The organism is Bacillus sp. EB106-07-01-XG149 (genome assembly GCF_058791555.1).
The window spans coordinates 139628-161767 of sequence record NZ_JBYTDP010000007.1 but is presented as its reverse complement, the minus strand read 5'-3'; the positions used below and the strand labels follow the sequence as shown (position 1 = coordinate 161767).

The 22140-nt window shown below is 34.3% G+C and carries 26 protein-coding genes and 4 pseudogenes; 4 read left to right on the top strand and 26 right to left on the bottom strand.

Features of this window, described 5'->3' with window-relative positions; all coding sequences use genetic code 11:
• Positions 1-3: 3 nt before the first annotated feature.
• From AC3WTA_RS23840 to AC3WTA_RS23780, 13 genes and pseudogenes are all read right to left on the bottom strand, one after another.
• Positions 4-600: pseudogene (locus AC3WTA_RS23840) on the bottom strand (hypothetical protein); the annotation flags it as partial.
• Between the two features lie 565 nt (positions 601-1165).
• Complete coding sequence (locus AC3WTA_RS23835) at positions 1166-1510, bottom strand: hypothetical protein (protein ID WP_000691896.1); 345 nt, start codon at positions 1508-1510, stop codon at positions 1166-1168.
• A gap of 112 nt (positions 1511-1622) precedes the next feature.
• A pseudogene (locus tag AC3WTA_RS23830) lies at positions 1623-1775 on the bottom strand (IS110 family RNA-guided transposase); the annotation flags it as partial.
• A gap of 157 nt (positions 1776-1932) precedes the next feature.
• On the bottom strand, positions 1933-2643 hold the full coding sequence (locus tag AC3WTA_RS23825; RefSeq protein WP_001103512.1) for a recombinase family protein: 711 nt from the start codon (positions 2641-2643) through the stop codon (positions 1933-1935).
• Between the two features lie 474 nt (positions 2644-3117).
• On the bottom strand, positions 3118-3369 hold the full coding sequence (locus tag AC3WTA_RS23820) for a hypothetical protein (protein ID WP_000268086.1): 252 nt from the start codon (positions 3367-3369) through the stop codon (positions 3118-3120).
• A 423-nt stretch (positions 3370-3792) separates the two neighbouring features.
• Positions 3793-4087: pseudogene (locus AC3WTA_RS23815) on the bottom strand (cytoplasmic protein); the annotation flags it as partial.
• A gap of 226 nt (positions 4088-4313) precedes the next feature.
• Complete coding sequence (locus AC3WTA_RS23810; RefSeq protein WP_000359353.1) at positions 4314-4847, bottom strand: SMI1/KNR4 family protein; 534 nt, start codon at positions 4845-4847, stop codon at positions 4314-4316.
• A gap of 12 nt (positions 4848-4859) precedes the next feature.
• A complete protein-coding gene (locus AC3WTA_RS23805; protein ID WP_492333047.1) occupies positions 4860-6431 on the bottom strand; it encodes a DNA/RNA non-specific endonuclease in 1572 nt (523 codons plus the stop codon).
• Between the two features lie 23 nt (positions 6432-6454).
• Positions 6455-6790 (bottom strand): DUF3958 family protein, encoded by a 336-nt coding sequence (locus AC3WTA_RS23800; protein WP_098631931.1) that lies wholly within the window; start codon positions 6788-6790, stop codon positions 6455-6457.
• Positions 6791-6830: 40 nt separating this feature from the next.
• Positions 6831-7106, bottom strand: a complete 276-nt coding sequence (locus AC3WTA_RS23795; RefSeq protein WP_000503629.1) for a TIGR04197 family type VII secretion effector — start codon at positions 7104-7106, stop codon at positions 6831-6833.
• Between the two features lie 212 nt (positions 7107-7318).
• Positions 7319-7612, bottom strand: a complete 294-nt coding sequence (locus tag AC3WTA_RS23790) for a putative quinol monooxygenase (protein WP_492333046.1) — start codon at positions 7610-7612, stop codon at positions 7319-7321.
• A gap of 38 nt (positions 7613-7650) precedes the next feature.
• The gene (locus AC3WTA_RS23785; protein ID WP_492333045.1) at positions 7651-8289 is read right to left on the bottom strand and encodes a nitroreductase family protein; all 639 of its coding nucleotides are present in this window, start codon (positions 8287-8289) and stop codon (positions 7651-7653) included.
• A gap of 18 nt (positions 8290-8307) precedes the next feature.
• Positions 8308-8736 carry a MarR family winged helix-turn-helix transcriptional regulator gene (locus tag AC3WTA_RS23780; protein WP_000204180.1) on the bottom strand — a complete coding sequence of 143 codons (429 nt, stop codon included), beginning with the start codon at positions 8734-8736 and terminating at the stop codon, positions 8308-8310.
• 264 nt (positions 8737-9000) lie between these two features.
• Here AC3WTA_RS23780 and AC3WTA_RS23775 point away from each other — a divergent pair, with 264 nt between their 5' ends.
• A complete protein-coding gene (locus AC3WTA_RS23775) occupies positions 9001-10944 on the top strand; it encodes an elongation factor G (RefSeq protein WP_000207825.1) in 1944 nt (647 codons plus the stop codon).
• Between the two features lie 48 nt (positions 10945-10992).
• On the opposite strand, the gene AC3WTA_RS23770 is transcribed toward AC3WTA_RS23775, so the two are convergent.
• The 6 genes from AC3WTA_RS23770 to AC3WTA_RS23745 form a co-directional block, all read right to left on the bottom strand.
• On the bottom strand, positions 10993-11658 hold the full coding sequence (locus tag AC3WTA_RS23770; RefSeq protein WP_097860244.1) for an alpha/beta hydrolase: 666 nt from the start codon (positions 11656-11658) through the stop codon (positions 10993-10995).
• Positions 11659-12126: an NUDIX hydrolase gene (locus AC3WTA_RS23765; RefSeq protein WP_000366258.1), complete on the bottom strand. Its 468-nt coding sequence runs from the start codon at positions 12124-12126 to the stop codon at positions 11659-11661.
• 361 nt (positions 12127-12487) lie between these two features.
• Positions 12488-12781 carry a YfzA family protein gene (locus AC3WTA_RS23760; protein WP_000202083.1) on the bottom strand — a complete coding sequence of 98 codons (294 nt, stop codon included), beginning with the start codon at positions 12779-12781 and terminating at the stop codon, positions 12488-12490.
• Between the two features lie 29 nt (positions 12782-12810).
• A complete protein-coding gene (locus tag AC3WTA_RS23755; protein WP_000933341.1) occupies positions 12811-13428 on the bottom strand; it encodes an ABC-2 transporter permease in 618 nt (205 codons plus the stop codon).
• Positions 13416-14288, bottom strand: a complete 873-nt coding sequence (locus tag AC3WTA_RS23750; RefSeq protein WP_000432456.1) for an ABC transporter ATP-binding protein — start codon at positions 14286-14288, stop codon at positions 13416-13418. The genes AC3WTA_RS23755 and AC3WTA_RS23750 overlap by 13 nt, the downstream gene beginning before the upstream one ends.
• Positions 14276-14665 (bottom strand): GntR family transcriptional regulator, encoded by a 390-nt coding sequence (locus AC3WTA_RS23745; protein ID WP_001167594.1) that lies wholly within the window; start codon positions 14663-14665, stop codon positions 14276-14278. Before AC3WTA_RS23745 ends, AC3WTA_RS23750 begins: the two co-directional genes overlap by 13 nt.
• Positions 14666-14967: 302 nt before the next feature.
• On the opposite strand from AC3WTA_RS23745, the pseudogene AC3WTA_RS23740 reads away from it, so the two are divergent.
• Positions 14968-15054, top strand: a pseudogene (locus AC3WTA_RS23740) (DUF4240 domain-containing protein); the annotation flags it as partial.
• A 63-nt stretch (positions 15055-15117) separates the two neighbouring features.
• On the opposite strand, the gene AC3WTA_RS23735 reads toward AC3WTA_RS23740, so the two are convergent.
• Positions 15118-15549: an SMI1/KNR4 family protein gene (locus AC3WTA_RS23735; RefSeq protein WP_000265502.1), complete on the bottom strand. Its 432-nt coding sequence runs from the start codon at positions 15547-15549 to the stop codon at positions 15118-15120.
• 55 nt (positions 15550-15604) lie between these two features.
• Positions 15605-16636 (bottom strand): SDR family oxidoreductase, encoded by a 1032-nt coding sequence (locus AC3WTA_RS23730; RefSeq protein WP_000697742.1) that lies wholly within the window; start codon positions 16634-16636, stop codon positions 15605-15607.
• A 169-nt stretch (positions 16637-16805) separates the two neighbouring features.
• Between AC3WTA_RS23730 and AC3WTA_RS23725 the strand changes: the two genes are divergently transcribed.
• Complete coding sequence (locus tag AC3WTA_RS23725; RefSeq protein ID WP_033657654.1) at positions 16806-17561, top strand: CPBP family intramembrane glutamic endopeptidase; 756 nt, start codon at positions 16806-16808, stop codon at positions 17559-17561.
• A gap of 183 nt (positions 17562-17744) precedes the next feature.
• Here AC3WTA_RS23725 and AC3WTA_RS23720 read toward each other — a convergent pair whose 3' ends face one another.
• The 4 genes from AC3WTA_RS23720 to AC3WTA_RS23705 are packed head-to-tail and all read right to left on the bottom strand — an operon-like array spanning position 17745 to position 20539.
• Positions 17745-18686 carry a serine hydrolase domain-containing protein gene (locus AC3WTA_RS23720; protein ID WP_492333044.1) on the bottom strand — a complete coding sequence of 314 codons (942 nt, stop codon included), beginning with the start codon at positions 18684-18686 and terminating at the stop codon, positions 17745-17747.
• 24 nt (positions 18687-18710) lie between these two features.
• Positions 18711-19601, bottom strand: a complete 891-nt coding sequence (locus AC3WTA_RS23715) for an AraC family transcriptional regulator (protein WP_000444204.1) — start codon at positions 19599-19601, stop codon at positions 18711-18713.
• A gap of 48 nt (positions 19602-19649) precedes the next feature.
• Positions 19650-20120 carry a GNAT family N-acetyltransferase gene (locus AC3WTA_RS23710; RefSeq protein WP_001198089.1) on the bottom strand — a complete coding sequence of 157 codons (471 nt, stop codon included), beginning with the start codon at positions 20118-20120 and terminating at the stop codon, positions 19650-19652.
• A 17-nt stretch (positions 20121-20137) separates the two neighbouring features.
• On the bottom strand, positions 20138-20539 hold the full coding sequence (locus tag AC3WTA_RS23705) for a DUF3980 domain-containing protein (protein ID WP_002096493.1): 402 nt from the start codon (positions 20537-20539) through the stop codon (positions 20138-20140).
• 96 nt (positions 20540-20635) lie between these two features.
• Between AC3WTA_RS23705 and AC3WTA_RS23700 the strand changes: the two genes are divergently transcribed.
• Complete coding sequence (locus tag AC3WTA_RS23700; RefSeq protein WP_000623997.1) at positions 20636-21103, top strand: NUDIX hydrolase; 468 nt, start codon at positions 20636-20638, stop codon at positions 21101-21103.
• Positions 21104-21121: 18 nt separating this feature from the next.
• On the opposite strand, the gene AC3WTA_RS23695 is transcribed toward AC3WTA_RS23700, so the two are convergent.
• On the bottom strand, positions 21122-22033 hold the full coding sequence (locus AC3WTA_RS23695; protein WP_000832964.1) for a DMT family transporter: 912 nt from the start codon (positions 22031-22033) through the stop codon (positions 21122-21124).
• Positions 22034-22140: the final 107 nt, after the last annotated feature.

The window sequence follows — 22140 nt, the reverse complement described above, 5'->3', positions numbered from 1 at the left end:
CCTTTATTGTACAGGGTACCCATGTATATTTCCTTTACCATCCATATGAACCTTTACCCTCGTTTCTCCATTTGGACCTATTGGCTTTCCAAAATCATGCACTCTAACACTTCCGTCTGGCTTTACTGGTGTTCCTTTCACCCATGCTTCTTGTGTCTCTACTACTCCATTTTTCCCTGCTCCCCACTGCGATTTGGTTGAGACATTATTCCCATGACCAGGAACATGTTTACCCTGTTTTCCTGCATCAACTTTTGGAGCACCTGAAACGCCAGCATCAACATGCCCTTGACTTGCTAGTTTATCATTTTTTCCAATGTTCCCTGCTACACTGGCTCCCTGACCATCAACACCTGTACCCTTACCCCCACCAGAAGACTGGATTTTTTGAATAGTATCCTTAGTATTTTGAATCGATTTATCCCATACAAATCCACCATGTGCAAAAAGACTAGCCCCAGCAGCTGTTGCTGCTATATCTAATGGAATAACAATTGGTGATGCTAACCCACCAGTTCCTACTTCTGCCACAATAGTTAAGAAATTCGATCCGCCTATGAGCGAAATAGCTTCAAACATTTCTACAATGGAACCGGCTATTTAATAATATTGTCCTGCTTTTTCTAATGTTTTTTGACATTGAAAAGCATACTATATAACTGCAATTGAAGCCTATGTGCATATACTGTTAGCTTTAATTCATAAAAATAATTTCTATAAATTTATAGCATACCTTTCAATTAAAAAAGCACTTTATTGCCTCAAATAGACAACAAAGTGCTTTAAGTTCATATGTTTTTAAGTAGCATAAATTTGTAAGTTTTGTAGTAACAGTATGACACCTTTTGTATATCATGACAACTACTACGTTAAAACTTACGAGTTTGTACGAGTTCGCTAGTTTTTTGTCCATTCCATGTGTTTATATTCATCACCCAGTAAAATGTCATCTCGCCTAAGCTCGTACTTCGTTTTCTATTCTATTATTGCACATAATACTCTATGATGGTATTCCCTTCATGAAGTACGTATTTTCAAATACCTTATTATTTTTAAGTTAAATGCAAATATACTTCAGTATTCGTTTCTGTATATGTGCTTATGCACATTTAATTTTAGCATCACAAGCTTAGTCGTTCTCATATATAAAGACAAACAGTTAGTTTTATTTTCCTCTCTCTTCAATGTCCTGTATTATTACCCAATCAATACCATCTTCCAACTCATTTTCAAGTTCTTCTAACAACTTAAACCCTTCTTGTTCAATACCAGCATCATATCCATAAACTTCAAAATATCTTTTCTTATATTTTGTATACCAATAATATTTACTGTACAATATGGTATTTTTATCTTCTTTTTCCACTAAATCTATTACATTATTAGTAAAGAACTCATAATAACTTAAAAATCTCTTTAATTTTTCATCACTAATATCCTTTCTAACGACTAAGTTATCTTTTTCTAGTTCAATCATTTTCTTCAATTCTAATTCACTTATTATTTTCATAGTGCTACCCCTTTCTATTCTGGATAATACTTCACTTCTATATCAATATCCATTTTCTTAAATAACCTTTTTAGTTGTTCTACAGCTTTTTCTTCAGATACTAACCATTTTTATCAATATCTAGTAAAAATGTTGAGAAAGCGGACGGTTTATTTTCAACCTTTATTTCATCAAGCTTCTCCTGCCAACAATTAATAATCACTGCCACATGCTGATGTTTATGTAAGTCTACACCCACATAAATGTGTTTCTGTTTTTCATGCATGGTTCATCCTCCTATTCAGCTGTCAATTATTGAATGAAAATGCCGGCAACCTTAGTTCGAGCGTTCACCATCCGATGCGCATTGGTACGAAAGCCTATCCATTTTCACCTTTACATAGGGATATATAAGAAAATGTGTCCCTTTTTTAAGTAACCTTTTAAATTATTGCTTCATGTTTTCCATTTGCCTGTATTTGTCCGTATGTATATATCCCTTGATAAAAACTTTCTCGGTCTAAAATGCGTTTCACTTGCACTTTCGTAAATGCTTTCCCTTGGGTTGTTTGATAGCCTTCTTTATTCAATGCTTCTGCATGATTGTTATGTATCTTTAGTTCCTTTTCACCTTTTTGTTTCATATAGCCAAATGTTACCCTTCCCCCTGCATATCCACCTTCTTTTGCCTTTTTATTTCTTCCTTTCGTTAGCTTCAGCGCTATTTCAAGCCGTTGGTATTGGTCTAATAACTCCATTAAGCCATTGACCAAAAAATCGTTTGGGTCTTTTTTGTGAATGCTGTAAAATGGCTGTTCAATGCTTTTAATGTCACAGCTATATTTCTTCAGCTCTCGTTGTATCAGTACCTTCACAATATCTGACCGCCATAATCGGCTTGTGTTCAGCACCACCACATAATCAATTTGGACAGACGAAAGGTGAGCCAACATCTCCTGTAAGCCCACCCTGTCTATTTCGAATGCTTCTTCATTTAGTTTTGCGCCACTAATTCCTTCATCTTTAAAAATATGTATCAAGTTTAAGCCTTGTTCCTTACAATATGCTTTAATTTCCTCTTCTTGATATTTCAAGCTATATCCATCTCTTGCCTGCCCTTGAGTTGAGACTCGTATATACCCAACAACGTTCAACTTTTCACCCTCCCGTTACATAAATTGTAATTTTCGTAACGCTTTTTAACGAATAGCGAGTATTATACGACCTTCTCTTGTAAAAATACAACCCAAAACTTTAAGCCAAGGTAGCACAAGCAAACACTTTCACGTTATCCATTGTTTATCGCCACGAGCTTTGTCAATCTCGTTAGTTTTTTACCCACTCCATATAATAACTACCCCTGCCTTGTAAAATGTCATCTCGCCTATTTATCGTACTTATCACTCTATCCGAGTATTAAAACCAAACTCCATGATGGTACTACCATCATGAGCTCTCGATTCTCAAGCAAAACATTTTCTTATTGTCTCACTCAATTATCAACTGTTTTAATATAAATTAAAGTAAAAAACCTTGAGAGGCATTTAGCCAATCAAGGTCCTTATATTGTGCTATATCTCTTAAATACCTATATCTAATAAAAAATTTATAAAATCATGAGCAGGCAATTAAGATTCAATAGTTGTTCGATCAACAAAATTTTGATTTTCTTTAATAATCATTCTTGAAAGTCGTCTTCCTGCTCTCTTAAAGAAGAATTCATCAACGAACTCTTGTGAATCAATTTGCGATAGTTGGTTGATAACTCCATTTATTTTATCATATTCAATTCGTCCCATTAAATCTTCATTCGGTCCATATTGATAAACCACCCTCTCTTCATCCTCAAATTCCTTCAACATTAAAACAAAAACTGCCATGAATCTTCACTCCTCATAGTTTTTCTCCCAATTCCATGGTCTTCCAGATTCTATAGTTTTGTCATGAGCTGTTCTATAATTAGTCTGGAATATACCCTCAAATTTTGACTCGAAAATTTCGTGATGTAATAATTGTATATCAGAATCTACTTGTTTCCCATCTATCAATCTTTGCCATGCTTGAGTTAGTTCGTAGTCCGGATCAAATCTCCCAACTCCATGATCCTTTATATGAGAGTTATTAAAAACATGATCTTTAATCCTTTGTATTCTAGCAACAGAAAAGCCTGTATTTTTAGCAATTGCATTCACATCTTCTGTTCCTAGATTTCTAAATTTTTCATACATTTCTTCTGTAATAGCTTCTTCCTTAAAAAACTGCTCTGGGGATATATTTCTTCCACCAGTTTCAGCATATTGTATAGAATTACCCGTACCCTTAGCACCATCTTTTGACTTCGCAAACTTATAATAAGCTTCTATCAATTCACCTTGAGGTATTTTGGTTACAATAGTTCCACCAACACTAGAGAATGCATAGGACGCATCCCTCTTAAATGATTGTAACATTTCAAGCATTGGCTTCAATTCTTTTGCTAGTGTTACTGCATTAGCAATTGTACTTACTCCACTTGATGCTTTTGCTCCTTTTGCGATATGGCCTATTTTTATTTAGTGCCTTATCGCCTAATATTGTGGTAGCTATTTGCCTTGATCCAAGGAGAGATATAATATTTGTTATTCAAATCCATAAAAAGAAATCAACACTTATGAATTGTGATTTCTTTTAACAGATAACTATTTTCCTGTAAGGTTTGTCGCTATATTTGAATATCAATTTACTATCATAATTTTTTGATTCACACGTGAAATTTCTCAAAGAATAAAACCTTTTAGTTTACTAAAAAACCTTGAAAGGCACATAGCCAATCAAGGTTAAATAACTACTCAACATTTACTGAAACAAATGTAGTTTCATCACTTGGAAAATCATCAGGAAATGCATTGCATATTAATTCTTTCGTTATTATTTGATATAAAAATTCTACCATCGTAAGTGAGTAAGTATAATTCTCTGGTGATCTCGATTCATATACCACAATTTTCCACTCGTCAGGTTTTCCATCTGTTAACCAGTACAATTCGTCACCATTATCAGTGTATGCCCATGGAAGTATCCCCCCACTTGAAGGGTAAACATTATGTTTATAATATTGTGGAAAACTTTTCTTAGATTGTATATATGAATTCATCATTTCCTTCTGCCTACCAAGATAATTTACATTTTCATCGTTTACAAAAGGAGTTAATATCCACAAGAAATTGTCAATACCACCTGTACCATAAGTTTCAATAAATTTTACATAGTCTGTAGGCAGACCCGTACCAAGAATACCGAAAAATTCCCCCCATTGTTCTTTATCCCCAGTTTTTTGTGGAAATTTTGGAGGAGGGAGTATTTTAATTAATTTATCCAAATAAATCGACTCCTATTTTTTATTTATTATTGTAACATCTAAAGAAAAATCATTTGTTCCCCTTGCTTTTAACGTAACACCTTTAGGCATTAAATTATTGCCCCCATAGATCGGAATTGATTGATATCTTACAACTTCACCTTTTTCAACAGCTGCTCGGACAGAACTCTCAAAATCTCTCATAACAGGTGAGTTTACAGGTGTCTGATAAAGCGTGACTAAATTTCGAGCATCTTTTCCAGATCCACCTAACTGGTTACCTAATAAATGCCCTCGGGCATGACCTGGACTCCCTGGTCCACCACCTAAGAAACCAGGAGGTTTAATTGATTGGCTAGCTTTACTACCAGTACCAATCATGTCCTGTGTAATTGTAGCTGTTACTCCAGTTGGTCGACCCAGGTTATCCAATTCACCAAAAATAACATTTTTAGGCGAATTTTGAGTTATTTTAGATATTCCTAGATCACCCGTACCCTTAGCAACCCCCGCACTCCCAGACGTTGCTTTCTTCACATCTCCAACCTTTTTTAAATCATGAAGTTTATCAACTATTTTTACACCTTTCCCATATGGAGTCATCATCCCAACTGCTAGGAGTTTTTCACCATAGGTAGCTTCTGGGTCAAAGAGTGTGAAAAGATCACCAAATAGAAAATCGAACCCAAACTTCGCCACACCGATTAAAAAAGGATCGAGTACTGGTCTTTTACCACCGACTGGCTGGCCAAAAATGTTATGCTCCATTTCATAATCATCGGTTTCAACTTGGAAATCCTCACCTATATTCCCTTTTATTGTACCATTTTTAATTCCTTCAAGGTATTTTTGTGTCGCTTCTATCTCTTCTTTTGTAAATCTATTGTTGATAGATTTACTTTCGCTACTTATTCCTTCAATGTCGTTATACACATTGTGCTCTAAGTCTACACTTTTTCCAATACCATTGTCAGATTTCCGTATTTTCTCTTCTATAATTATTTGAATTTGCTTTGCCCATTCCATATTTAACTTTTCACTATGAAACGTCCCACTCACAGGACTAAACCCTCTCCCGCTTTGCACTTCAGCGAGTCCGACTGTGATACTAGCGGCTAATTGGAGGGCGGTGCTGTAGTTGTTGCTGGATGAATGATTGAATTCATATAGACGCTCTAGTTTTTCTTCTAGTTTTTTTCTCATTGCAATTAAGACTGCAATAATTGCGTCTACTCCAGGCATTGGTGTAAGTACTTCTATTGCTTCTATACTTGCAATGGATTGATTGATTTCTTGTATTTGTTGTCTTATTTCATGTTCGATAACATCTGTTGAAGCAACTTTTGCTTGAAAATCGTTTGGAAATGCTTCGTTTTGGCGAATTAATTCTTCACATAAGCATATGATTCCTTGCGCTAATGGCCGAAATGTTTGGACAAGGTAGGCTTTTGCACTACTGTATGTTTGTCCTTGTAATACTGTGTCTATCGCAAAGGCATCAATAGATTGAATAGCTTGTTCCATACTTTGAATCGTAGCATTACATATAGCGTTCATACTTTGAGTTTGACTTTGTACTTCTCCCAAATACATGTTTAAACTCATGTATTGGCCTCCCTTTGTAGTTGCTACTGTTCATAGGAAAGGTCGTTTTCTTTCTCACTGAGATGCCGTTTTTCTTTAAGCAATGTCTCTTTTTCGTTTTCTAATTCGAATGTAAGTTTTCTTTCATACTGTCCGATCTCTTGCCGCATATTCGTAAAAAGGTGAAATGCTTCTTTGTCACCATACCAAGTTTCTAGTATTCTGTTAAATAAACGATTATTTCTATTTTTCCATTCATGAAAACTAGCCTCAGCTCGTTCTTGATTTTGCAGCGCCATTCGGTTTTCATTTTGTTCTTCAAATATAATTCGTAATTTTTGATTACATTGACTGATTCTCGTTTCAATTTCTTGACTCATCTTTTCTCCCTACCTTTTCCCCTTTACGTAGGCTGTTACATTATTGAAAAGTCTTTTGAAGTCCGGTATCCATTTTCTCAAATTCATTTGCTACGGAATGGATATTATCAATCGTTTGTTGAAAAGCAGCGCAAAATTGTGTCGTGATCTGTAAATTTTGTTGATTTGCTTCTTGTGCTTTAAAGTTCACAGATAGTGTCGTACGCGTTGCCTTATTTATAGAGCGACTAGTAGCACTTTGCATTCTATCTGAAGCATTTCTCATTTTCGTTGCAAGTTGCGTTGCCCTATGCAAATTACTTTGAAATTCTCCCATCACTTACTCCCCTCTACCTTATATTTCCAAGAAAATTATACCATGGAAAAATATTCTAATAAACCGAATGTTCGAATTTAACATACAATTCACCACTATTACTGAAGTTAAAAGCAATACTTATCTTTCAACATAACTGTGTCGGAAGTAGGTTCTACTTATACAAAAAAAGATGACCTCAGCTATACGCTAAAGTCATCTTTTCTACCTTATTATTTCACTAACTCTCCATTATAAGCTTTTATATCAAGTGGAGCAGTTAAAAACTGTTTTACTTTACTAACGAAAGATGTGAAGTGTTCACTCGTATTATGACTCGCAACTGCCTCTTCATCTTTCCATACTTCTACCATCGTATATACATTTTCTTTTTCGGTATCTTTATATAAGTCGTAAGATACATTTCCACTTTCTTCTCTTGAACTATGAATGAGCGGACGAATTTCTTCTAAAAATGATTGTTGTTTTGCTGGATCTACTTGAAATATTGCGTGAATAATAATCATGGTGTTTCCCCTCTCATATTCCACTTATTTCTTTGAAATTACTTCCACTCAGCAACTTTTTCAATTGGAAGACGAACTGATTGGTAACCACTGTCAGCAGCTTTTCCGATTGAGATTAACATAACTGGTACGTGACGTTCTTTATCTAATCCGAATGCTTCTGCGATTTGGTCTTTTTCAAATCCGCCAATTGGACAAGTATCATAGCCGTGAGCACGAGCTGCTAGCATAAATTGCATCGCTACAAGACCACCGTCAATTAGTACTGTATCTTTCATTACTTCTGGTGTAACCATTGAGAAGTAACCTGAAAGTTTCTTCATTTGATCTTCTTTTACTTCTGCTGGCATTAAACCGCGCTCTACTGCTGTACCGTAAATTTCTTCTGCGTTATCAAAGTTGTTTAAATCACCGAATATAGCGATCATTGCTGAAGACGTTTCTACTTGAGATTGATTAAATTTCGCAAGTGGTGCAAGTGTTGCTTTTGCTTCGTCACTTTCAATCACTAAAAATCTCCATGGTTGCATGTTCACAGATGATGGCGCAAGTGTTGCTTCTGTAAGAATTTCTGTCATTTCTTCTTTGCTAATTTTCACTGAAGAATCGTATTTACGAATTGAACGGCGTCCTGTTAAAATTTCGTTAAAATCATTTGTTTTTACTGAGTTAGTCATAGTTGTATTCTCCCTTTTTTATAATTCTTTTATATTTTCTTGAATGTGGTTTAACATATTTAAAAGATTGTCGCGTTCTTCTTCACTTAATCCTTTAAATGCAGATGCTGCAAAACGTTCTTTTTCCTCTTGAAACGCTTGAATTTTATTTCGTCCCTCTTCAGTTAGAGAAACTAACGTAATTCTGTTATCGTCTGGATTTTTTCGTCTTACAATCATTCCGTTTGCTTCCAACTGTTTTAAATGCCTCGTAATCGCCGCATTATCAATATTCACTTCTTGCTGAAGTGCTTTTTGACTAATTTCACCTACTTCATATAACTGAAGTATAAGCTCTAATCGAGACTGGCTCATACCCGTACACCCTTCAAACTTCGAACTTACTTCTTTATTTAGAAAGTGTAATTTATATAAAATAATCGCTTCTTTTGAGCATGAACTTGTCAAATTACCCCTCCTTTACATCCAATTCAAAAACGTTTGATGTATCAATAGTTGATATGTCAATTAATATAATCTATATCGATTTAGAATGCAAGCATTTTGTTTTCATTTTATTTTTTCCAAATTAAGGCGCTTTGTCGCGTTACAAATAATGTTAATTGCACTATAATAGTACTAATTTAAATGACTGGAGAGTGATTGTAATGCGGCAATACACAAATAGAAATGAGGAATTAAAAATGGAAAATGAAATGAGGATATTCACAAATGACAACAATAAATATAGGGATTGTCGCGCACGTAGACGCTGGCAAGACGAGTTTGACTGAGCGTATTCTTTATGAAACGAATGTAATTAAAGAAATTGGCAGAGTTGATAGTGGAAGTACGCAAACTGACTCAATGGAATTAGAGAGACAACGCGGAATTACGATTAAAGCATCTGTTGTATCTTTCTTTATTGATGATGTAAAAGTAAATGTCATTGATACACCTGGACACGCTGATTTTATCGCTGAAGTAGAGCGATCATTCCGCGTTTTAGACGGTGCAATTTTAGTTATTTCTGCCGTTGAAGGTGTGCAAGCACAAACAAAAATTTTAATGCGGACATTGCAGAAACTAAACATACCAACAATATTATTCGTAAATAAAATTGATCGTAATGGCGCAAATACTGAAAAAGTTATGAAACAAATAAAAGAGATTCTTTCAAATGAAGCATTCCCTTTCTACTCTGCCCAAAACGAAGGAACGAAAGAAGCCCGGATTATTCCATACAAATCATATGACGATTGTATGGAACTGTTAGCACCATATAATGAATCGTTACTTGCGTCATATGTAAATGATGAAATCGTACCGGACGTATTATTAAGAGAAGAACTCGAAAAACAAATACAGCAAGCAAATGTGTACCCAATCTTTTTCGGTTCAGCCATGACAGGTATAGGTGTAACTGAACTGCTCGAAAATACTTCAACCTTATTTCCAGCTAATAAGTCGGCAGAAAACGAAACATTATCCGGTGTTGTGTTTAAAATTGAACGTGAACCTTCTGGAGAAAAGATTGCTTATGTAAGAGTTTTTTCTGGTCGTTTACACGTAAGAAAATATGTTGATATACAGCGCGGGGACGTTCTGGGGCATAAAGAAAAGATTAAGAAAACATGCCTATTTCATAACGGGAATGTTGTTCAATCTTCTATCGTTCCTAGCGGAGAATTTTGCAAAGTGTGGGGACTGAATGATATTAAAATTGGTGATATTATCGGTGAACGGACGAATTATATAAAAGACATTCACTTTGCCGAACCACAAATGGAAGCTGCTATTGAAGCATTACCAAAAGAGCAAATTCATGATTTATACGCTGCTCTTATGGAACTATGTGAAGAAGATCCGCTCATTAAAGTGTGGAAAGATGATATTCATAATAAATTATATATTCGCCTTTTCGGTGAAGTACAAAAAGAAGTAATTGAAACAACACTTTTTGAGAAATATAATTTGCAGGTTACTTTCTCAAATACGCGAGTTGTATGTATTGAGAAACCAATTGGTGTAGGGAATAGCGTTGAAGTAATGGGCGAAAAAGCGAATCCATTTTACGCAACAATTGGCTTTAAAATCGAACGTGGTGAACTTAATTCTGGCATAACATATAAATTAGGTGTTGAGCTCGGCTCACTACCTTTAGCATTTCATAAAGCGATTGAAGATACAGTATTTCAAACGTTAAAACAAGGTTTGTACGGATGGGAAGTTACGGACATTATCGTCACGTTAACACATACTGGTTATGCAAGCCCTGTTACAACAGCGAGTGACTTTAGAAATTTAACACCACTCGTTTTAATGGATGCTTTAAAGCAAGCTGAAACATGTGTATATGAACCAGTAAACGCATTTGAATTAACTGTACCAGAACGTGCAATTAGTACCGCAATGTATAAGCTTGCTGCTATTCCAGCAACTTTTAGCGAGCCTATATTCAATAATGACTCCTACCATTTAACAGGTTCATTACCTGTTGCGAAAACAGATAATTTTAAGCGAATGCTTCATTCATTCACTGAAGGAGAAGGCATTTTTACAACGAAGTCATCTGGTTACAAAGAACTGAAGGCCCCCTTCCCTACTCGAAAGCGTGTTGATTATAATCCACTGAATCGTAAGGATTATTTGCTTCATGTACTTAGGGCTTATTAAGTAAAAAAAGAGGTGCAAATTGCACCTCTTTTTGCATGTATTGATAGGTTAGTTTGTCCTAACAACTTCTTTAAGTTTTTCTATTATTGTTGCTATCGCTTCAATTGAATTCTCTGTTTCATATTCCCCAACATTTACAGAATGATTTGCATTTTTGACAACTTCAATCTGTAAATTCGTTTTATGTAACCGATCGATTTGATCTGCATTATATTGGTGATCTTTATCTCCAATTACTAATAGCCCTTCGTGACGACTATGTAAAATCGAATCAAAAATGGAACTAAACGTTAGTAAAGGTGTAAGTAGTATCATTTTTGACTGTAAAAACTCTTCTCTCTTCATTAAATCATTTGCAATCGGAATTGTTCCGAGTGATTTCCCTAAAAACATAATATAGTTGTATTGCTCATCTTTTAATACTTCATTTATTACAGGATTAATATCATCCATCATTACTTTCGTTACTTCTTCCATTGGTTTATTCATTAATTGTCCATCATAAGAATAATGAATATGTACAACATCTATTTTATGTTCAAGCATTAACATTGTCGCGTAATAAAATAACGGCTTATCATAATTGTATCCTGAACCTGAAAACATAAAGCAAACCGTATTAGAGCCTTTTTCGATATGTGTGTAACGAATTACTTTGTCATTTATATGTACCTCTTTTTTAGTCCCCTTCACCCTTTTCTCCTCCGCATACATTTACTTTTGTAAAACGATATGCTCTGTATGAACTAATACATCCTTTACTTTCTCTTTTATAAACGCTGGCTGCAAGTTATATGTATCTAACTCTTCTACAGGTACCCACTTAAAGAAATATGTTCTACCTTCTTCTTCCAAAATATATTCCTCTGCCCCATTTGCAGGTAACTCATGAAGCTCTACTTCATAATAAAAACTAATTTCATGAAATTTCCTCTCAGAAAGTGTAAAGAAATTTTCTACCGACCATATTAATCTCTTTACCTCAATAGGAACCGCTAACTCTTCAGCAAGTTCTCGTTTTAACGCATCTTCACTATTTTCTAACATTTTCACTCTTCCGCCTGGTACGTACCAAAAATCTTCACCGTCACCTTGCAGAATGAGTATTTTATTATCATATTTACAAATTGCTCCGACGCGGTAGTTAAAACATGTTTCTTCAACTTTAAATGTTAGATCCACACCGATTGCCCCCTATACTTTATTTAAAAATCGCTATAAAACTATTATGTATGTGCTGTACAAATAAGATTACTAAATTTCTCTAGTTCGTTCAATAATTTTCGAACTTTCCAAAAACGATACACATCATTTGTCATCACAAGTATAAATACATATGTCACAATTACTGCGCACACTTTGGAAGCATTATGGGGGACGAATGCATCTCTATCAATATACAAAACTGAAAAATCAAATAATTTTTAAGGAATCATTATAAAAGATAAAGTAAAACTTCAATAAATGGAGTTTTTATCTTTCCCCTGTTGTTTTTAAATATTGTTAAGACATTATTAAAAAAGACGCAAGGTCAACTTATGTGCTAATTAATTCTTTTTCTAGAAAAAGCGTCTTTTATTGCACTTGTTAATACATTTAGGAATAATAAAATAGCCATAACTGCCGTTAGTACATTAAATTGCTTTGTTTTATAAGGAGCGAACCATTCCGTAAAGAACTCTGAATTAACGAGACGATCCCCAACTCCTCCTTCCTTGAAGTTCGGTATCCACGAATTCATATCAAGGATGATAAAAATTAGTTGCATAACGAAAAATGCTCCAATAGTTTTCAGCCAATTTCGTATTCGACTAGGACGCTCTTTTTTTGATGTCATTTAAACCACCCTCCTTTTAGAACTTGCTATTAAAGAGCCTTGTTCTGATAGATACGAATAGATAATATCCATGAAACCCCATAGCACCCCACTGCTATGACAGCAAATATAAGAAATAATTTCAAATCTGAAATCTCTTTTAAAAAGGTCAGTACGCCATTAGCATATTTATTTAATAAATATGGAGTATTTCGCATTAAATATATAACTCCAATAGATAAAAATATAAAAACTGGTACAAGTTTTTTCACTTTAAATGCAACAAAAAATGGGATGTAAAATGCAGTAATCAGCATGACTGCCAAGAAGCCTAGGATGTAACTTTCTAAGGAAAGTTGAAATTCCATGCTGTCTAAAATGAAATATTTTCCAACTAAACAAAATGGGATGATTACTATTGTAAAAAATAAGGTTCCAACGTATTTTGAACTTATAATTTCCTTCCTAGTATACGGTAATGAGTTTACTAAAATATTAGCATTATCTTTATCATCAGATTGATATGTGTTAATTACAAAAACGGCACTACAAATGATTATGACATATGCTACATCCATGCCGGCCCACAAATAGGTAACTAGAAATAAGAGATAAGCAGGTAAAAAAGTTTTTTGTAAAATCAAATCCTTTTTAATTAAATTAAGCATCTTGACTCCCCCTTTTTCATGAAATACATAATATCCTCTAAACTTGGTTTTTCAATCACCACTTCTTTATTAAATAAAGTTTCGATAGAATTTACATTTTCAATCAATCCCTCGAAACCTGTATTTGCCTTACATACAGATATAAATTCACGCTCAGTATCAAAATCTAACATATCTAGTGGTCCTTTGACCAAAATATAATCTTCTGCAATGGCATAAATATCTTTTGTAAAAATATGCTTCCCATTTTGAATAAATGTAATATAATCGGCAATGCGGTCTAAATCCGTTGTAATATGTGATGAGAAAAAGATAGTTTTCTCTCCATCCTGCATAATATTTTGTAGAACATCCAATAATTCTCTTCTGAATACAGGATCAAGTCCAGATGTAGGTTCATCCATAATAATTAGTTCAGCATGATGTGAAAGGGCAATTGCGAGAGAGGCTTTCATTTTCATTCCTTTGGAGAATGTTTTCATTTTTTTATTTAATGGTAATTCGAACAGATCTTTATAATATGTAAATTGGTTAAAATCCCATTTTTTATAAGCAGGCGCAATAATTTTAGTAATTTCCTTTAATGTGAGTTCATCATAAAACACATTATCGTCATAAACGAAGCCAATTCTTTCTTTAATTCGTTTCGCATCAGTCGAATAGTTCATGCCAAATAAGGAGACGTTTCCACTATCCGGGTTTATTAGATTCATAATCATTTTAATCGTTGTAGATTTACCTGATCCATTTCCTCCAATAAAACCCGTAACAAATCCTTTTTTTACTTCCATCGAAAAATTGTTTATTTGAAACCCTTTAAAAGATTTACTGACATTTTGAAGTTCTATTACGTTTTCCAAGAGTTTTCCTCCTCGTATAAAATTGTAAGCATTTCTTTTAGCTCATTTAAAGAAACATCCATTTGTTTAGCATTTTGAATCGCTTCACACAACTTTTCTTCAACTGTCTTTAATTTTTTTTCTTTCATAGTTTCAATGTTTTGTTCTGCTACAAAGGACCCCCTTCCGACAATTGAATAAATAAAACCGTCTTTTTCCAGTTCTTCATATGCTCTTTTCGTTGTAATAATGCTTACTCTTAAATCTTTTGCTAACTGACGCATTGAAGGAAGAGCATCTCCTTGCTTTAAATCACCTAGTAAAATAAGTTTTTTTATTTGGACACCAATTTGTTCATAAATAGGTTCCTTTGAAGTGTTCGTAATAACGATTTGCATGCAAATACCTCTTTTGAAAAATATTGTATATATACTTTATATACAATATATACTATCGCACATTTCAAATCAACAGAAAATTTCCAAAATATAGTTACAAACACAATCTAATAATGTAATTAATACAACTTATTTATACGGGCCTTCCTTGTATTAGCCGGATTTTGAGGTGGAGGTCTTGCTACTAGCTAATACACGATAAAGACTTCGTTGTGTTTTACAGAAAAATTGGCACAACTGATAGTGTGAAAGAGAAAGAGTTTGAAATAGAAGAAAAATTTGAGGAAGTTGATATCAAGTTAGACTAGGATGAGGATGACGAAGAAGGATTAAAAAAGATGTTTCCTAAGTTATGGGACATGTATGGGGAAGAATCGATAGAGTGGTAGATTTGTTAATTGCCAAAAACGCCTTGTTTCTTTCGTAACAAGGCGTTTTTCATGATACTATGTTTAAATTGTTATCTTCCCACTTTCCCACCACTTCATGAAAGTTTCTAACGAAGGAGCAACCCAAGTTCTACTATTATTTTCATGATTCCATACATATATATCATCTCTTTGCACGATTCCGTTCAAAATGGAATAACCAAACAAATCACCATTTCCGCCATCAGCAAAAAATAATAAACAGTCAAAAGGCATATATAAATCCTTGAAATCAACTATACTTCTCATATTCATATTTTCAGTTTTAATTTTTGAAGCAGACCATATAAAGTCCCCATACTCACCTTGTACACCGTTTGTTTCCTGTAATAATTGATATAAATCATTCGGTAATTCCACCTGCAAATTTTTGTGAACTTCAGCGAGTTCATTCTTTGTAGCTGGATTTTTGAAACTTAAGTTTTGTGAAATACTACGAATGGTAATTTTCCACATAGCTTTTTATCCTTCCATCGCTTATGTTCAATCAAGTATAGACAAAGAGGATTCCCTAAATTGATTGATACCACTTTTCTATCAAATCTTTCTCCCTCTGGCCTGAAATACCTGCTTTTAATTCCCATTCGTCCACACTCTTCATCCACTCATATACATCTGTAACTGTATGTTCTAATTTCCTAAAATTAAGTCCTTCTTTAACAGCACTCTCAATACTAATAGAAGACCCACCTTTCCACGGCTTTGTCTCACCTTCCAATGAAAAAGTTTCTGGAAGCCATAAAGGTATCTCTGTCCAAGGCTGCACTTTATGTTCATTCATAAACGATTCATCAACCCAAACGAATGCGGCATCACTATTCGTAACCTTTTTGCACGTATTTAATAGCTCTTCCATCGTCAATTCATAATTTGGACCTGTAACATTGAATGTACCTGCATTATTATTTTCTGCCATGTTTAGTCCCCAGTTTGCGACGTCTTTTATATCAACTATCTGCACTGGACGGTCCTTTCTTCCTGGAACTAACACTTCTCCTCCCTTTGCTACACGCCCAATCCAGTATGGAAGCCGATCTGTATAATCAAACATCCCTGAAAGAAGCCCTGCTCTTACGTGTAAAACACGCCCCGGCCAATACTTCTCTGCTTCTTTTTCACATAATACTTTCAGCGCACCATAATACTCATAAGAAGAAACTTCACCATTCTCAACAGCCTTTATTTGATTCCCCGTTGGTTCGGGTTGTAATATATAATCTTCTTTTATATGATGCGGAATCCAATCTTTATATACGGAAAGACTTGAGATGAATATATAATGCTTTATATTATCCCGTAAGACTTCTCCAACATTTCTAATGTGATGCGGAGAAAATCCACACGTATCGACTACCGCGTCCCATTTTCGATTTACTAAACTTGAAACATCATCATTTCTGTCACCGATTAACTGCTCTACTTCAGGAAAAATTTCTTTATTCGTTCCGCGATTAAATAATGTAACTTCATGCCCTCTTTTTACAGCCTCTTCTACAAAAGCTCTTCCTAAAAACCGTGTACCACCTAGAATTAAAATCTTCATAGTTCTCCCCCATTCGTGATTGAAAATCCTTTCTTTTGTTAAACGATTTTTTGTTGTGAAAAGTTACGGGGTTAGTCTAACTTTTTCTACAAGTTCAACATATGTAATTTCCATTTCATATATAATTAAAATATCGGATATTTGATTAATCACTTATACATGTAAGTAGGTGAACAATATTAATAGAAACATAGTTTATCATTCAACACTATGTATGTATTGCCTTACATCGCTTGTATATATCATCTTACTGAACATAGAAAATGGTCGTAATTATTTAGGGTTTACGATGGTTATTCCGCTTTTAGCTGCTATTTTATATCAGAAATTATATAAGAAACAAAAAATAGTTCATACATTTGGAATTTCACGTCCAAAAATAAAAGCACTAATTTTCTCCATATTATTTCCACTACTTCTAGGTCTATGTCTGCATTTCTATTTTTATATTTATAATATAAAATTCTTATTTAATCATTGTAATGAATTGGGATTTCTCCTACTCATTGGTCTTACAATTGCTGCTTTGTCTGCATTTTTAGAAGAAATCATATGGCGTGGAAATTTTCATTACCATTTACGAAAAAAATATTCATTAAAACAAACAGCAATCATTACTGCATCGCTTTGGTCTTTATGGCATTTACCAGTATCAATCTTTTATAAAAACTATGAATTATGGTTTGTAGGAATATTAAGCTATCTCTCGTTATTATTTATATTATCTATAATTTTGACGTATACGAGAGAGTATAGCCATTCTGTGATAACACCTGCAATTTTACATGGCATGTTCAATGTATTTTATTTAACAGATGGAGTAGAAACAAAATGGGATATTAGCCTAATGGAATTAATTAAATTTATCTTGCTGGCAATCGTGTTTGGCATGATGTATCTAATACATCGAAAAGTTAAAAAATAGTTAAAAATACCTAAACAAATTATAAAGTACTTCAACACCTTGCAATTATTCAATAATCGTATAGGTGTTGAAGTGTTATAATTTTAGTTACTCAACTTGGTTAATACAACACTTTTTTCTATCATGAAGAACAAAGCAAGTTTAACTAAACCTTTCATTCTTATTTTTATAAAAATAACCATTTTAATCTTTTAAATAAGGAAGTATGCACCCTTTAATTAATTCCCATCTATCCCGTGCATTCGGCATAACTTCAGAAGCAATTACTACAACCAAATCCTTCTCCGGTACACAACAAATCATATTCCCACCATCACCCATAGCACAGTATGAAAAGATTCCATCTTCTTCTCGTAACCACCATAAATAACCATATTGATTTTGGTTCATTTCTGTTGATTCTTTTATCCATGATTTTGATAGTATTTGTTTTCCATTATGAATACCTTCATTCAAATACATCTGTCCAAACTTAGCCATATCCCTAATCGTTAACGTTAGTCCCCATCCGCCCGTCGAAATATCGTTTGGATCGTGAACCCATCCTTTTACATCTTTTCCGAATAAGTCATCGAATCCAAATGCTTTTATATTATAGTTTGGAATTTCTCTCATACCGAGCGGTTGAAATAAGTACTCATTTGCAAAGTCACGGGCACTTTTTCCTGTTGCGCTCGTTATGATTGCTGATAATAAATGAACTCCTGCAGATGAATATTTAAAAATCCCAACTTCTCCGCCTGCTCCTATCCTATTTAACGTATACTGTACCCAATCTTGTTGCGTACATAGCTCTTCTAACGGTTCCTGCCAGTCTACGAAAGGATGTGGAGCTGTCATTGTCAACAGATGTCGTACCGTTATTTCAGATGAATTAACGTTATATTCCGGGAAAAATTCTATTACTTTTTGATCAACACTTTGTATATACCCTTTATCTACACATAGTCCAATCAACGCAGAAATTATCGTTTTTGTGACTGACGCTATATGAAATGCATCATCTGGACCGTGATCATTATAATAATTTTCAAAAACAACATTACCTCTCTGCACTACTAACATACCATTAATATTTTTGTATTCTTCTTTTATAATCAGATCTAACTTTTCAGCAGTTTTCATTATTCATTCCCCTTTAACCTATGATTAAAAAGGTTCGATAGGTACATATATATCAACTATATGTTTATTTTCCGGGTGCTGCCTTGGGTCATTTTTATACATTTCAAAAGGATACGAATCTCTCGGTTTATTTCCGCTATTTGGAAGCCATTCACCGTATAAGAAATCCCATGCTCCTTTATATTCATCTTGGAATATTTCAAAATGACCTACCGCATACTCTCCAGAAGGTACTACCATTATTCCAATGTCGTTCGTTTCTACTGCGGACCCATCCGGAATTGTTATACATAAACTAGTTCTTAAATGATTGTCCTCCGTAAATTCATGATGATCGTGGTAAATGGTTAATACTTTCGTATCCTCAAATACATGATAGTTTTCCTCCGCTGCGTAATGAAATAATTTCTCTATCATTTTTGGAAAAACTAGCGTTAACTCTTCATATGTACCGATATGCCTTATGTATGCGACGTTTATATCGTCCGCTGTTACAATTTCAACATTTCCTCGAACCTTCTTACACTCATTGTATTGAGAAGTTCCGCTTACGTCTTTGCAATTCTTGCTATTGTCGTTTCGATAATGAGATGGACTTATTCCGTAATGACTTTTAAATGTTCGAGAGAAAACTGCTGAATCTGTAAAGCCAAAATGGTAAGCGATATCCGTAATCGTCATATCTGTGCGATATGTAAGTAGATTTGTTGCCCTTTCTAACTTCAATCGGTTTACATACCGTGATAATGGCTCGTCTACTATCCCCTTGAAAATCCGATGAAAATGAAACTTTGAAAATCCTGCTACATCTGCTAACTCTTCAATTGAAAGTGAATCATTTATGTGTGATTCTATATAATCTTGCACTTTATAAATGCGTCTTAAGTACTCATTTCTACATTGTTTACTCTCCATACTTTTATCTCCTCACAACAAAAAGGCTAACGTTAAGCTAGCCTACTTTTACACATTTTTCAAAAACAAAACTCTACTACCACCGTTCCTATCATAATTTTTATGTACCGATACACCCTCTACCTCATCATCCCCAGCCTCAATTCGAAAACCGATTTCTTGATGAAACTGTATCGACTTTTTATTAGTTGGTGACGTAATTGCTTTTACAACTTTACGGTTATTTGCACGAGCAATATCAAAGAAATAAGAATACAATGTCGATGCGATTCCTCTTCTTCTATACTTCGGATTTACACCGATAAAATGAACGTATGCTTCATCTTTATATGTTTGTGAAAAAAATCCACATAAGAAACCTAACGTTTCGCCCTCTTCTTCAATAATAAAACTCGTTTCTTGAAAATGAACGAAGAACAGTTTTGGCAACATAGCAGCCATATCTCTCCCGCCCCACCAATCATTTAAAACAGAATGAATCTTTACATAATCTTCCCCTTGGATGTTTCTTACTTGCATATATTTCTCCCTCTCACTCACTTCATTTTTTCATATATTTTAATTACGGTTTCTACTAAAAGGATGAATACCCAAATCCCGCAAAATACAAGAACAGACTGGAATATCGATCCAATTATCATAACACTAACTGCACCTGTTATTGAAAAAGATATTCCACCAAGCCCTGGATCCTGTATAAATGCTCCAGCAGAAAAAGCGGTTATAATTGATACTATTAAATAAATCACACTCATTATTTTTAATATTTTTATAGAAAGATACGAAGTTTGTTCTTTCTCCACTTGTGATAATTCGATTTCCCCGCTCGCAATTCCTTTTTGCAAACAGTCCTCACATAGAAATTCTTCCTTAATTTTTTTACCACCATGCAATGTACCTGTTATTTCTTTACATCTTGAACATTTTCGATTTATCATGTTGTTACCACTCCAATCTATTAAGATTATACTTATACCATTCTGCATTTACCTTAATATTCCTTTTATGTATTTTATAGAGAAAGGTCGTGTTTTATGATTTCAAAACTTACGTTTGGCTTGAAAAAATCTACCGCTCATTATGTATTAAGACCTAGTTGTTATGCGATTATTTTCCATTCATCTTCTTCAATGATTGCTGTTATCCAAAAAGGAGACCGTTACTTTTTACCTGGTGGTGGTATGGAAGGTAATGAAACAAAAGAAGAGTGTTTGCACCGTGAACTACTAGAGGAATTAGGATTGGCAATTGAAATTGATCAATATATCGGTAATGCGGCTCGATATTTTTATGCAGAAAAGGAAGATATATATTATTTAAATGACGGGTTCTTTTATATTGCGAACATGGTGCAGAAACAAACTGAAAACTGTGAGGATGATCATGTTCTAAGGTGGATGTCTCCTTTACTTGCTGTAGAGCTTCTCATTCATGATCATCAAAAATGGGCCGTTGAACAAGCTCTTTTATTACGAAAACAAAAGGGATCTCCTTCTATATGAAAGAGATCCTTTTTACTACTAACTTACTTTTTTCAAATTGAGTGCAGGCTTTTTGATTCCGCCTTTTTTTACAACATATAAGCCGATGAAGATTATAAGACCGCCAACGAGTTGCATCATATTAATTTGCTCTCCAATTGTTACTGCCGCAAAGATAACTGCGAACAATGGTACGAGATACATATAAACCATTACTTTCGTTGAGCCTATTTGACTAATACCGACATACCACATTGCTAGTCCGAAGATGGTCGCAAAGATGATTGAATATGCTAGTGAACCCCAGCTTGGCGTATCTACTGGCCATGTTAAAGAGTTTACGTTGAATAAACAGTATATAACAAGTGGTACAATTCCAATTAAAGTAGACCATGATGTAACTCTCATTGCGGAGTATTTTGTAATAAGAGGTTGCGCTAATATTGGATACCATCCCCACGCAATTGCTGCGACTAATCCAATTACATTTCCGAGCCACGCATATTCGTAAGTAGCTCCTCCTGTATGTCCTGTTAATAAAACGAATGCTGCACCAATAAACGCTATTATTGAACCTATTTGTACTTTCATCGAAAAACGTTCTTGTTTGTGCAATACTGCTAATATCCCTGTAAAAATAGGTGACATCGCAATTAATAATGAGGCGTTCGTTGCTGAAGTATATTTCACAGATAGCATAAACATCGTTTGATACATTGCCGTACCAACGATACCGACTGCTACTAGTCGTAACCAATCTTTTCTTTCAATACGTAATGAGCGTTCCATTAAAAATGTAATAAGTAATAATACCGGAGATGCTACTAAAAATCGTAAACTATTAAATTGAATGGATGACATATATGCCACGCCATACTTTCCAATTGTATAATTCGCTCCCCATACTAATGCTACTGATACTAGGAGCCACTCCATTTGCCATCGTTTCATCCGAATCTCCCCTTCCATATTTAGCATAGTAAAATTGGCTGGATATAGCACCGTCCAATTGGCTGTTTTTTTCCCCAGCCAATTTGTTATACTTAATGTATATAAGA